The organism is Amycolatopsis sp. YIM 10, assembly GCF_009429145.1.
In the GTDB taxonomy this organism is placed as follows: Bacteria; Actinomycetota; Actinomycetes; order Mycobacteriales; family Pseudonocardiaceae; genus Amycolatopsis.
On the sequence record NZ_CP045480.1, the window covers coordinates 4,524,609 to 4,537,335 of the forward strand.

General features: G+C 70.8%; 10 protein-coding genes. 4 read left to right on the plus strand and 6 right to left on the minus strand.

All coding sequences use genetic code 11. The features are described from left to right. Positions 1-20: 20 nt before the first annotated feature. From YIM_RS21765 to YIM_RS21775, 3 genes are read right to left on the minus strand one after another with little or no spacing between them, the layout of a single operon-like run. Positions 21-1,655, minus strand: coding sequence for a GMC family oxidoreductase (locus YIM_RS21765; RefSeq protein WP_153032098.1), 1,635 nt, complete (start codon positions 1,653-1,655; stop codon positions 21-23). Between the two features lie 30 nt (positions 1,656-1,685). Then, positions 1,686-3,137 carry an aldehyde dehydrogenase gene (locus tag YIM_RS21770; protein WP_228004884.1) on the minus strand — a complete coding sequence of 484 codons (1,452 nt, stop codon included), beginning with the start codon at positions 3,135-3,137 and terminating at the stop codon, positions 1,686-1,688. 60 nt (positions 3,138-3,197) lie between these two features. After that, positions 3,198-4,481 (minus strand): cytochrome P450, encoded by a 1,284-nt coding sequence (locus YIM_RS21775; RefSeq protein WP_153032100.1) that lies wholly within the window; start codon positions 4,479-4,481, stop codon positions 3,198-3,200. A 43-nt stretch (positions 4,482-4,524) separates the two neighbouring features. On the opposite strand from YIM_RS21775, the gene YIM_RS50060 reads away from it, so the two are divergent. Both YIM_RS50060 and YIM_RS21785 read left to right on the plus strand, forming a co-directional pair. Beyond that, entirely contained in the window at positions 4,525-4,716 is a 192-nt protein-coding gene (locus tag YIM_RS50060) for a ferredoxin (RefSeq protein WP_194240243.1), read from the plus strand. 2 nt (positions 4,717-4,718) lie between these two features. Further along, positions 4,719-5,567 carry a limonene-1,2-epoxide hydrolase family protein gene (locus tag YIM_RS21785; RefSeq protein ID WP_194240244.1) on the plus strand — a complete coding sequence of 283 codons (849 nt, stop codon included), beginning with the start codon at positions 4,719-4,721 and terminating at the stop codon, positions 5,565-5,567. Between the two features lie 33 nt (positions 5,568-5,600). Here YIM_RS21785 and YIM_RS21790 read toward each other — a convergent pair whose 3' ends face one another. The 3 genes from YIM_RS21790 to YIM_RS21800 all read right to left on the minus strand — a co-directional run bounded on the left by YIM_RS21790 (position 5,601) and on the right by YIM_RS21800 (position 10,295). Continuing rightward, positions 5,601-7,148, minus strand: coding sequence for an ABC transporter substrate-binding protein (locus YIM_RS21790; protein WP_153032102.1), 1,548 nt, complete (start codon positions 7,146-7,148; stop codon positions 5,601-5,603). A gap of 108 nt (positions 7,149-7,256) precedes the next feature. After that, positions 7,257-8,783: an ABC transporter substrate-binding protein gene (locus YIM_RS21795; RefSeq protein ID WP_194240245.1), complete on the minus strand. Its 1,527-nt coding sequence runs from the start codon at positions 8,781-8,783 to the stop codon at positions 7,257-7,259. Between the two features lie 54 nt (positions 8,784-8,837). After that, positions 8,838-10,295, minus strand: a complete 1,458-nt coding sequence (locus tag YIM_RS21800; protein ID WP_153032104.1) for an OB-fold domain-containing protein — start codon at positions 10,293-10,295, stop codon at positions 8,838-8,840. Positions 10,296-10,431: 136 nt separating this feature from the next. Between YIM_RS21800 and YIM_RS21805 the strand changes: the two genes are divergently transcribed. Then, positions 10,432-11,625, plus strand: coding sequence for an acetyl-CoA acetyltransferase (locus YIM_RS21805; protein ID WP_153032105.1), 1,194 nt, complete (start codon positions 10,432-10,434; stop codon positions 11,623-11,625). A 36-nt stretch (positions 11,626-11,661) separates the two neighbouring features. Continuing rightward, a complete protein-coding gene (locus tag YIM_RS21810) occupies positions 11,662-12,720 on the plus strand; it encodes an aldo/keto reductase (RefSeq protein WP_228004885.1) in 1,059 nt (352 codons plus the stop codon). Positions 12,721-12,727 lie beyond the last annotated feature (7 nt).

The following is a 12,727-nucleotide window of genomic DNA, read 5'->3' on the forward strand; positions in this document are numbered from 1 at the left end:
GTGGGGACGAAGTCGACGCGCTACTGCGTTCCGGTCAGCACCAGGTCGGCGGCCTTCTCTCCGATCATGATCGTCGCGGCGTTGGTGTTCCCGCTGGGCAGCGTGGGCATGACCGAGGCGTCCGCGACGCGCAGCCCGTCGACGCCGCTCACCCGCAGCTCGGGGTTGACGACAGCCTCGGGACCGGACCCCATCCGGCAGGTCCCGCTGGCGTGCTGCCCGCCGTAGCTGGTCCGCTTGATCACCTCGACGAGCTCGTCGTCGGTGCGCACCGAAGGGCCGGGAGAGACCTCCGCGCGGATGTACTTGCGGAATGCCGGCGCCGCCGTGACCTTCCGCATGAAGCGGAAGACCTCGACCATCGCCTGCAGGTCGCGCGGATCGCCGTACATCGGACGGTCGATGCGGGGCGGCGCCAGGGGATCGGCGGACCGCAACGTGATGCTGCCGCGACCCTGGGGGTGCACCGGGCAGAGAAGGGCGCGACCGACCGCGTCCTTCGCCAGCTGCATGGCGTGGACGTCGTGCCCGTCGCCCTTCTTCTTCCGTTTGGCCTTGCCGTGCTCGAAGCCGAACGGCGCGAACATGACCTCGAAATCGGTGCGGGTGCTCTCCGGGGAGAAGGTTCCGAACAGCAGCGCCTGGGCCGCCGTGGCGGTCGCGCCGCCCTGTCCACGCAGCACGAAGTCCAGCCCGTGCCGGACGAGGCCCCACGCGTGCAGTTCCTGGTTGAGGCTGGAAACGTTGACCTGGAACGACATCGGCGCGCAGGCGTGCTCCTGGAGGTTGCTGCCGACGCCGGGCACGTCCGCGAGCACCGGGACGCCGTGCTCACGCAGGTGGTCGGCCGGCCCGATCCCCGACAGCATCAGGAGGCGGGGACTGGCGATCGCGCCGGCGCTGAGCACGACCTCGCCGCGGCAGCGGACCTGCGTCACGCTGTTTCCGCGGCGGACCTCGACGCCGACCGCACGTCCGCCTTCGACGAGCACCCGCAGGACCTGCGCGTGCGTCCAGACCGTGCAGTTGCGGCGCCGCCGGGCGCGCGCGAGGTGACCCCGCGCGGTGCTCCACCGGATGCCGCGGCGCTGGGACACCTGCGTCCGCGCCGCACCGATCTGGCGTTCGCCGTTGTAGTCCGGGTTGAACGGCAGGCCCGCCTGGGTCGCGGCCATCAGGAAGGCATCGTTGAGCGGGTGCCGCACGCCGACAGGCGTCACGTGCTGCGGACCGGTGCCGCCGCGGAAGCGGTCGCTGCCCCCGCTGTAGGTCTCCGCTCGCCGGAAGTAGGGCAGCACGTCCGCGTATCCCCACCCCGTGGCGCCGAGCTTCTCCCACTCGTCGAAGTCAGCCGGATCACCGCGGACCCAGATCATTCCGTTGACCGAGCTGCCGCCGCCGAGCACCTTGCCGGCGGCCCACTTGTCGGTGCGGCCGCCGAGCGAGGGGTCGGGCTCGGCGCTGTAGTTCCAGTCCAGAGCGCGCGGCATACGGTAGAGGCCGACCGGCAGCTGCACCATCGGGTGCAGGTCGGACCCGCCCGCCTCCAGCACCAGTACGCGGTTGTCCGGTGACTCCGACAGCCGGTCCGCGAGCACGCAGCCCGCCGAGCCGGCGCCGATGACGATGTAGTCCCATTCCTGGTGGGCTGTCACGATTTCTCCGATCGCGATGCGGGGAGCGGTTCAGGCGGAGGCGCGCGGGTCGTTGATCGTCCGGTACTCGAGGAACTCCCCGAGCCCTTCCGGTCCGAACTCGCGGCCGAGTCCGCTGGCCTTGAGCCCGCCGAAGGGCGCGGCGGTGTTGGTCAGGTAGCCGTTGAGCGTGAAGGTGCCGCTCTCGACCCGCCGGGCGACCGCGAGTGCGCGCTCCGGGTCGGCGGTGAACACGGCGCCGTGCAGGCCGTAGTCCGAGTCGTTGGCGATGGCGACGGCCGCTTCGTCGCCGCCGTCGAACGGGATCACCGACAGGACGGGCCCGAAGATCTCCTCCTGGGCGATGCGCATGGCGTTGTCCACGCCGGTGAAGACGGTCGGCTCGACATACCAGCCGCGGGGCAGGTCGGCCGGTCGTCCGCCGCCGCACGCGACCGTGGCGCCCTCAGCGCGTCCGGCCTCGATGTAGCCCTCCACCCGTGCGCGCTGCGTGGCCGAGGCCATCGGGCCGATCTGAGTCTTCGGATCGGCCGGATCGCCGACGACGAGGCCCTTTACCCCGTCGATGAGCGCGTCGACCACCTCGTCGTGGCGGGAGGTGTGCACGACCAGCCGGGTCAGCGCGTTGCACGCCTGACCACTGTTGTAGAACGACCCGGCGAGCAGCGCCGGCACCAGCAGGTCCACCTCGACGTCGTCGAGGGCCAATGCCGCGGACTTGCCCCCGAGCTCGAGACTCACCCGCTTGAGCCGCTCGCCGCAGGTAGCGGCGATCCGGCGGCCCGCGGCCGTGCTGCCCGTGAACGTCACCTTGTCGATCCCCGGGTGGGCGACGAGGTGCTGCCCGGCGTCGCGGTCGGCGGGCAGGATGCTCACGACACCGTCGGGGATGCCGGCCCGCTGGAGCAGCTCGCCGAGCACGAACCCGGTCAGCGGGGTCTCCAGCGCCGGTTTGGCCACGACCGAACACCCGGTCAGCAGCGCCGGGATGACCTTGACCAGGGACAGGAACAGCGGCCCGTTCCACGGCGAGATCGCCGCCACCACACCGACCGGCTCCCGCAGGATCCAGGCCGGCCCGCGCGGACCCTGCCTACGTTCTTCGAGCGTCATCTTCTCGTAGGCGTCGGCGAACGAGCGGACGAGGCCGATGGCCGCGGCCTGGCTGCCCTTCGACATCGTGATCGGAGAGCCCATTTCGCTCGTGACGCGCTGGGCCAGGTCGTCGGCGTGCTCGGCGAGCAGGTCGGCCAGTCGGCGGACCGCCGTGATCCGCTCGTCCGGTGGGGCGTCGCGCCACTCCCGGCGCTGCCATGACTCCCGCGCGGCGTCGACGGCTCGGTCCACGTCGGCGGCGGTGACGCGGGGGATCCGCGCGACGATCTCCTCGGTCGCGGGGGAGACGACATCGACCTTCTCGGGGCTCGCGGGTTCGGTCCAGCGGCCGCCGATCAGGATCCGGTCGTAGTCATATCCAGGCACTGCGTTCCTCATTCTTCGCCGGTCTGTCCGGCCGGGCGACGGTTCGGTGGGGGGTGGGGCTCAGACGTCCCACTCGACGGGGATCGTCGACGGGTTGCGGAAGGTGGAGCCCTCGATGGTCAGCGGGCCGTGGCCGGCCGGGAGGCGCACGCCCGGGAGCCGGTCCAGCACCGCGTTCGTCGCGAGCGTGATCTCCGTCCGGGCCACGTGCATGCCGATGCAGAGGTGGGCTCCGAAGCCGAAAGCGAGGTGGCCGCGAGGCTTGCGGCGGATGTCGAAGCGGTGCGGGTCCTCATAGCGCATCGGATCCCGGTTCGCCGCGCCGACGCACAGGTTGATGCCCGAGCCCGCCGGGATGTGCACGCCGTCGATTTCCACGTCGGCCTTGGTGAGGCGGTAGTTGAACTGGGTGGGGGACTCCCAGCGAAGAGCCTCTTCGACCGCCTGCGGCAGCAGGGTGCGGTCCTGACGCAGCAGGTCGAGCTGCTGGGGGTCGTTGAGCAGGCCGACCAGGAGCGAGCCGAGACCACGGGTGGTCGTTTCCCCGCCCGCCACGAGCAGCACGCGCAGGAAGGCCAGGATCTCCTCGTCGGTGAGCGAATGCTCGCCGTCGACCCGGGCGCCGATCAGCACGTCGACGGTCGTGTTCCCGGGTTCGCGTCGGCGCCGGTCGATCACCTCGCCGAACAGTTCGGCCAGACGGTTCGACGCGGCCCCGGCGATGTCGGGGCGGGTCTTGACGAGCTGGAGCCCGACGGCGAGCCGGGTGAACTCCTCGAGCAGCCCGGCGTCGAGGCCGATGATCTCGTGCACGACCCGGATGGGCAGCCAGAGTGCGAACTCCCGCATCAGGTCCGCTGAACCACGGTGGGCGAACTGGGCGAAGACCTCCTGGACAACCGGGTCGACGATCTCGTCGCGCCAGCGGGCGAACTGCTTCCTGTTGAAGGCCTCCGTCAGCAGCCGGCGCAGCCGGGTGTGCTCGGGCGGGTCGAACGTGATGAGGCTGTTCCCCTGGACGCGCCCGACGGTTTCCTGCAGGACGGTCGAGCTGAAGATCTCCGGGTGGCGGTAGGCCTGCGCGCATGCGTCGTGGCTGAGGAAGGTGAAGACCTCCCGGTCGCCCACCATGTTCGCCATCGAGTACGGCAGCTTGAACACGTCGGTGAGTACGTCACCCCGGTAGACCGAGCCCTGCGCGCGCAGTTCGTCGTAGATCGGATGTGGATCGCGGAGCGCGTCGTCGGTCGTTTTCAGCGCCTTCTCGTACTCCGCGTCGAGATCGAGCTCGCGGTATGTGGCCCACGCGGCGGGGCCCGGTGCAGCGGTTGCAGTGGTGGACACTTCACTCTCCCTTGAGCGACGCCGGTCACAGCACAGTACAAGAGTGTCCTTTTTTCCGCCAGTAATCTTCCGGATTACAGTATCCTCAATCGCTGTCCGGTCACTCGACACAAGGGCAGACGGTGACGAGGGGGACTCGGCAGCAGACGGGACGACAGTTCCGCCGGAGCGGGAAGCGATCGCGCAGGAGGCCGTGGCGTCGTGCCCGCAGGGTGCTATCGGTCTCGTGGAGTGAGCGTGGCGCCGCGGGACCAGGCCGTCGTCGTCGAGAAGTTCCTGGCGAGCCTCGCCGACCTGCGCCGCACGGAGACGATCAGAACCTGCCTGCACGACGACGCCGTGGTGCAGGACGTGATAAAGGCGCCCCAGCCGGCGATCGAAGCCATCCGCGGCCGCTGGCCCGGTGCCACGCGGATCGTCGCGTGCGTCGGCAACCTCGCGGTACGCGGGCAGGCCGTCCACGTGGAGCATCGCGACGAGGTGACGATGGCCGACGGCTCCATCGCCACCATCGAGTGCACCGGAACCTACGTCGTCGACGACGGCCGCCTCAAGCGCGCGCGGGTGTACTACGACCGTGCCACCTTCCACCGCCGGCTCGGCGAAGGACGGGGCGCGCCGGCGGAGGACGAAGGCGCGGACCTGGTGGCGCCGCACGGTGCGGACCTCGTCGGCCACCCGGGACCCGGCCGCGAGCCGGACGGCCACGCCGCCCTGGCTGCCCGCGCGTTCTTCCGGGACTGGGCGGAACCGGACCCGGAAGACATGGCCCGGTGGTGGTGGCCGGACGGGGTCTTCGACAATGTTCCCGACGGTTCGGGACCGCCGCGCCGGGGCGCGGCCGAGATCCGCGAACTGTGGGCACAGTGGACGGACCGGGTCTTCTCCGGCGTCGACATCGACATCGTCTCCATGGCGGCGGCGGGTGACCTGGTCTTCGTCGAGCGTCTCGACCACGTCCGGTTCCGCGACGGCAGAGTGCGGACACTGCCCTGCCATGCGGTTGTCGAGTTCCGGGACGCCCGGATCACGGCGGTCCGCGACCACTTCGACTTCGGCTGGTTCGCCCGGGCGGTGCGGGTCTGACACCGCGGTGTCAGACCCGCACCCGTCACACGCTCACGCCGCGGCCTTCATCAGCGTGCGGACGTCGGCCGGGTTGAGGACGTTGCTCATCGGCATCTCGTCGGTTCCGACGATGTCGGCCGCGGCGATATAGGTGTTGGGCACCCCGCAGATGACGATGTGCACCGGCTGCGCGACGAGGTCGCGGGAGATCGCCTCCAGCGCCTCCGTCCGTTGTGGACTTCCCAGCGGTGGCCGCCCCGCGGCCGCGAGCAGGCCGGCCAGCCGCGGCGAAGCCCCTCCGGGCGCGTCCGGACCGGCGTAGTTGAGCTGGAGCTGCAACAGCGGGTCCACCTCGGCGTTGATCTGCTGCAGCAGCGCGGCGAAGTGGCCGGACCGGAACTCCGGCCTGGCCGAGCGGCCGTCGATCGAGTTGAGCTGCATCGTCACGCCGATCTCGGCGAGCTGCGGCTGCACCGCGGCCGCGAGGGTGGCGGCCGCGGTCCCGTTGGCCACCACTGTGGGCAGGACGAGCCCGGGCGCCCGTGCGGCGATGGTCGCCCGGGCCGCCGCGACGTCCGGGCCGCCCGCCGGCGCGTCGTCGAGGTGACCGGGGCCGGCGCCCAGCGGCTGGACGGACGGCGCGCACATCCCGCCCAGCAGGGAGTTGTTCAGCAGGTTCCGGTCGATGGCCTCGCTCAGCGCCTGGCGGACCTGCGGGTCGTCGAGCGGCTTGACGCGGGTGTCGAGGTTCAGGGCGAACACCGACCGGGTCGGCACCTGCGTGACCCGGTAGGCGGGGTCGTTGTGGAACTGCTTGATCTCCGCGGCGGCGTCGAGGTTGACGAAAGCCCAGTCGATCTTGCCCGACCGCAGGGCGTTGAGCCGGGTCGACGTCGTCGGAATCGCGACGACGTCGAAGCCGGCGGCCCGCGGGCGCGGGTCCCAGTAGCCGTCGTAGCGTGTGAAGGACACGCGGTCCTGGCCTGCCCGGTCGAGCCGGTACGGACCGGAGCCGACGGGCTCGGTGCCCAGCCGGCCGAACGCCGACGGCGCGACGATCGAGAACGCGGTGCCGGTGAGCTTGGCGGGCAGCGCGGGGTCGGGGGCGGCGAGGTCGAGGACCACTGCGGCGCCCTCGGCGCGGATCGCGGTCACACCCGCCAGGCGCGACGTGGCGACCGCCTTGCCGCTCGTGCGCGCTCGTTCGAGGTTCGCCACCACCGCCGCGGCGTCGATCGGCGAGCCGTCCTGGAAGGTCGCGCCAGAGCGGATGTCCAGGCGGACCGAGCGGCCGTCACCGGAGACGGTGTAGCCCGTCGCGAGCTGTGGGACGATCTCACCGTTCGCGCCGACCGTCAGCAGGCGGTCGTAGAGCAGCGAGAAGTACATGTTGTCCGCGACCTCGTTCACCGTGGCGATCGAGTCCCACTGGCTGGCCGGCACGCTCATGGCGACGGTGACGCGCGAGGCCGGGTCACCGTCGCGCGCCGTCCCGGTGTCGCCCTGGGTGGCGGGCACGCAGGCAGCGAGCACCGCCACCAGCAGTCCGGCGAGTGCGGCCCGCGCGAGCCCGGGATACCGGGCGGACGTCGTTGTCACGAAACGTTCCTCCTTCGCTGACCCCCGCGGCGATAATTAAGGGTACTTATCTTTTCTTCAGGAGGAAGCCCGATGCCGCCGGAGGACACTGGAGTTCCCGCCGGAAGCTCAGTTCGTCAGGCCGAGGGTGCGGATGTCGGGGTTGAGCGTGATCGAACTCCACGGCATCTGATCCAGGCCGACGAGCTTGGAGGTGCCGGAGAAGAGGTTCGGGATACTGCACACGTGGACGTGGACCGGTTCGGCGATCACGGCCCGGCTGAACTGCTCCAGGGCCGCGGTGCGTTCCGGCGAGCCGATGGGAGCCGCGATGGCCTGACGGGCGCGGGCGGTGATCTCGGTCGGGGCGCCACCCGGGCTGTCCAGGCCGAGGAAGTTGTTCTCCAGGGTCAGCGCCGGGTCCAGCTCGCCGTTGATCTGGTGGACCATCAGGTCCGGTTTGCCACTGCGGAAGATTCCGCGCGCGTCGTTCTGGTTGACACCGTTGATCCGGAGGTTGATGCCGGCCTTCGCCATCTGCGCCTGGATCGCGGGGGCCAGCGTCTGGGACAGGCCTGCGGCCAGGAAGATCCCGTCGATGATGAGCCCGCTTGCGCCGGCGGATGCCAGCAGCTGCTTCGCCTTCTCCGGATCGTAGGGGTACTGCTCCTCGGCGCCGTCGATGTGTCCCGGGCCGGTCGGGAACGGCTGGACCGCCGGCTGGCACAGACCGCTCACCGAGGCGCTGAGGGCGTTGCGGTCCACGGCGAAGTTGAGGGCGCGACGGACGTCAGGGTTGTCCAGGGGCTCGTGCGTGGTGTTCAGGTACAGCGTGAACACCGACTGGGTCGGCTTGGTCTGCACCTGGAACGACGGGTTGGACTGGAAGTCCCGGATGTCGGCGTAGAGGTTGATCTGCGCGTTCGCCCCGTCGATCTGCCCGCTGCGCAACGCGTTCATTCGCGCCGGACCGTCCGGAATGGACAGAAGCTCGAGCCGGGCGGCCTTGGCGGACTCTCGGTCCCAGTAGCCCTCGAAGCGCTCGTAGATCGCCCGGTTCGCCGAATTGGAGACGAACTTGTAGGGACCCGAGCCGACTGGCGCGGTGGCCAGTGTCGCGAACGCGGCTGGGCTTGCCAGCCCGAGAACCGGGCTCGCGAGTGCGGCGGGCAGGCTCGGATAGGGCGCCGAAACGGCGATCTCCACGGTCGACGGGCCGGTGGCCTTGACACCGGTGACCGGGCCGAGCTTGGTCTTGATCAAACCGCTCGTCGTGCGTGCGGCCAGGGCGCGTTCCAGGTTGGCGACGGCGGCGGCGCCGTCGATCGGGGCGCCGTTGTGAAAGGTCGCGCCGGGACGGAGGACGAAAGTCCAGGACAGCTTGTCGGTCGATTCCTCCCAGTGCTCGGCGAGCCGCGGCACGACCTCGCCCTTCCCGTTCACCCCGGTGAGCCCGTCATACAGGGCGCCGAAGTAGGTGACGTCGCCGATCTCGTTGCGGGAGGCGATCGGGTCGAACTGGACCGGTGGGTTGGCGATCGCGAAGCGCACCGTCGCCGCGCTGTTCACCTCCCCGCCTGTGGAAGTCGCGGATTGACCGGCACCGGCACAGGCGGTCAGCGCGACCGTGGACAGCGCGGCAGTCAGGATAGCCATGAGGCGCGACGTTCTGGACAACATCGTTGTTCTCCTCGTCGGGGGTGGGTGGGGTCAGGCGCTGACGCCCACGACTTCAATGTTCGCGGGTTCACCGGACACCGCTGGGACGTCCGGACGGGCCTTCCAGAAGTAGTTGTGCACCCCGGCGGCGCTGGCGGTCCGCCGGAACGTCATCCGCACCGGCATGCCGACGAATACGCCGCCGGGCTCGACGTCGGTCAGCTCGCAGATCAGCCGCCCGCCGCCGGCGAAGTCGACCACGGCGGCGATGACTGGCGGGCTCGGGGAGAACGCGAGGTGGTCGATCGAGAACGTGACGACCCGGCCGCCGCGCTCGGCGAGCGGGTGGGGCTGCTGGGTGTCCACCGCTCCGCACCGGACGCAGACGTGTTCGGCGGGGATGTTGACGGTGCCGCAGGCGGAGCACCGGCCGACGACGAGACCGTACTTGTAGGTTGTCGCGCGGTGCGCGGGCGGCGCGGCGGTCGGTTGCGGGTCGGGCCGGCGCGGTGGTTCCCGGATGAGGTGACCCCGCCAGGTCAGGAACGTCCCGTAGGAGACCGGAGCGCCTCCTGCGAGCTGGGATGCGACCGTGACCGGGGCCCGATGTTTCGCGAGGGCGGCGGTGGTGCGCAGGACCAGGCAGGACGCCCCGTCGCCGAGGACGACCAGCGCGACGACCTCGCCGGCGCCTGCCCGGTCCAGGACGTCGGCGAGCAGGAGACCGGCCTGCGCGGTGCCGGGGTTGCCGGCCCGGGTGGCGAGCGTGTCGGTCACCGCCTCGCGGCGTGCCCCTGACCTGGCCGCCGCCGCCCGCGCCGCCCGCTGGTGGAGGCCCGCGACGATGAGGTGGTCGACGGAGTCGATCTCCACCCCGGCCTCCCGCAGAGCACGGTGGAGCACATCGAGGCCGTGGTCGGTGTAGGGCCCTTCGGCGAACCGTTCCTCCCAGACGTGCGAGGCCGGCTCCCCAGGCACCCGCCAGCGGTCGAAAAGCTCGTCGGTGGTCCACGTCGTCGCGAGCACCTCGGCCAGGGCGGGCCGGTCCGGGCGTGGTCGTGCGAGCACGAAGGCCGCTGCCGCGTCACCGCCGCCTCGCTCGTCGGCCCCGCCGGGCAGACCGCCGCGGAGGTCCGACAGCACGGCCAGCGTGGGGCCCGGGTTGGCGGCCGCGGTCGCCAACGCGGCCGCTCCCGCCCGTGTCGACCCGATCAGGTCCATGGCCAGCGCTGAACCGGGGAGCCGCAGAGCGGCGTGCGCCGCGGCGGCGTTGGTCCGGTCCAGGTACGGCGGTTCGCCGATCGCGAGGACCAGGCTGCTGATCTCGTCTCGGGGGAAGCCGGCGAGGGCGGCACGGCCCGCCTCGACGGCCATGGATGTGGCGTCCTCGTCGTACCCCGCCACAGTGCGCCCGCCGCGTCCGCCCGGCGCCCCGAGCACGGCTCCGATGTCGGCGAGGTCGAGCCGGTGGTGGGGCAGGTAGGACCCGTAGGCCACGAGTGCGTTCACGTCACTCTCCACTGGTCGCCGAAGTAGAGCGATTAGAGTATACGAAATTAGTGAGGCCGACCAGGATTCTCGGAGATCAATGCAGGATTACGGGTTTCTACTTCCCTGGCTCCAGCTAGATGAGTATATTCAAATCATGTCTGCGCGAAGCATCCGAGATGCGGCCGCCATCGTCGGCATGGGACTGACCCAGTTCGGCGAGCTCTGGGATCGAGGCCCCGAAGACCTCATCGTCGAGGCCGCCCTCGCCGCGGTCGAGGACGCGGGAATGACGCTGTCCGATGTGGACGCGTTCTGGCTTGGCACCCGCGCGACGGGAATGAGCGGGCTCACGCTCAGCCGTCCGCTCAAGCTGGCCGGCCGTCCGGTCACCCGGGTCGAGAACTTCTGCGCCACGGGATCCGAGGCCTTCCGCAACGCCGCATACGCCGCCGCCGCGGGCGCCTATGACGTGGTCATGGCGCTGGGGGTGGAGAAGATGAAGGACGCGGGCACGTCCGGTCTGGTACCGGTCCCGGTGCCCGAGGACGGAACGCGCACGGAGCTCACCGGCCCGGCCTACTTCAGCCTGCTCGTCCCCGCCTACGCCGAACGCCACGGCGTGTCCCGGGAGGAGCTCCGCCGCGTCCTCACCCACATCGCCGCCAAGAACCACTTCAACGGCGCGCGCAATCCCAAGGCACAGTTCCGCAAGGAGGTCACGGCCGAGACGATCGAGCGGTCGCCCCGCGTCGCAGGCGACCTGCGGGTGTTCGACTGCTCCGGTGTCAGCGACGGCGCCGCGGCCGCAGTGATCGTCCGGGGCGAGGACGCGTCGTCCCGGCGGCCCGATCCCGTCTACGTCAAGGGACTGGCGCTCGTCGCGGGCGACGGGTCCGGTCAGCGCGACACCGAGTACGACTTCACGACCTTCCCGGAGGTCGTGGCCGCCGCCGAACAGGCATACGCGCAGGCCGGAGTCGAGGACCCGGCGCGCGAACTCGCACTCGCCGAGGTGCACGACTGCTTCACCCCGACCGAGCTGGTGCTCATGGAGGACCTCGGGTTCTCGGCCCGTGGTTCGGCCTGGAAGGACGTCCTCGCCGGCCGGTTCGACCTGCGCGGCGACCTGGCGGTGAACCCGGACGGTGGCCTCAAGAGCTTCGGGCACCCGGTGGGCGCGTCCGGGCTGCGAATGCTCTACGAGTGCTGGCTCCAGCTGCGGGGCGCCGCTCCCGCGGAGCGGCAGATCGATCTGCGCGGGCGCACGCTCGGACTGACCCACAACCTGGGCGGTCCGCCCGGGGACTGCGTCTCGTTCGTCTCGGTCGTCGGTACCCACCGGGGCTGATGGTGTCCGCGGCAGGCAGCAGCGGCGGCAGCCGTCGTGGCGATCGTGCTCGTTCCGTGGGCGACTGACGTCCCGGTCCGCCCCGGTGAGCAGTCGATGAACGGGAGCAGCATGGAAAGCGACGTCACCATCGACGGCAGGCCGGTCGGCCCGCTGGCACTCGGGTGCAGCAACTTCGGCCACTGGGTGGACGACGACGTCGCGACCCGCATCGTGCACACCGCGATCGATCGGGGCGTAGTCCTGTTCGACACGGCCAACGTCTACCCGCCAGTAGCTCCGGGAGGCAGCGAGCGCCTGCTGGGCCGAGCTCTGGACGGCCGTCGCGACCGGGTTCTCGTCGCGACGAAGTTCGGGCACCCGTTGTTGCGGGAACACGGTGCGGGAGCGGCGGCCGGCACCGTGCGCAAGTCGGTAGAGGGCAGCCTGCGCCGGCTGCGGACCGACTGGATCGATCTCTACCAGCTTCACAAACCCGATCCGGACGTGCCGGTGGGGGAGACGCTGTCCGCCCTCGCCGAGCTGACCGACGCCGGCAAGGTCCGCGCCATCGGCTGCTCCCAGTTCACGGTGCCCCAGCTGGCGGAGGCCCACAGGGTTGCGCGCGAACTCGGCGTCCCGATGTTCCGCACGGTACAGAACGAGTACAGCCTGCTGCGCGGCGTCGGACAGGACGATGTGGTGGCGGCGTGCGAGGAGCTGGGCGTGGCCTTCCTGCCGTTCTTCCCGCTGGCGGGTGGTTTGCTCACGGGGAAGTACCGCTCGGATGCGCCGGCGCCGCCCGATGCCCGGCTCACCGGCCAGCTGCGGCGCTACCCGATGTTCGAGCCCTCTCGCTTCCTGGAGGTGATCGACGGGCTGATCGCCTATACCGCCGACCGCGGCCGGACACTCGTCGAGCTTGCTCTGGGCTGGCTGCTCAGCAGACCGGGCGTGGCCTGTGTGCTGGTCGGCGCCACCCGTGTCGAGCAGGTCGAGGAGAACGTGGCCGCCGCGTCGGCGTGGCGGATGAGCCCGCGGGAGATGAGCGAAGTGGCGGCGCTGCTACGCCCCGAAGCGGGCTTCGGGGACCGCCCCGTGGCCGACCGGAAGTGAGGAAGAC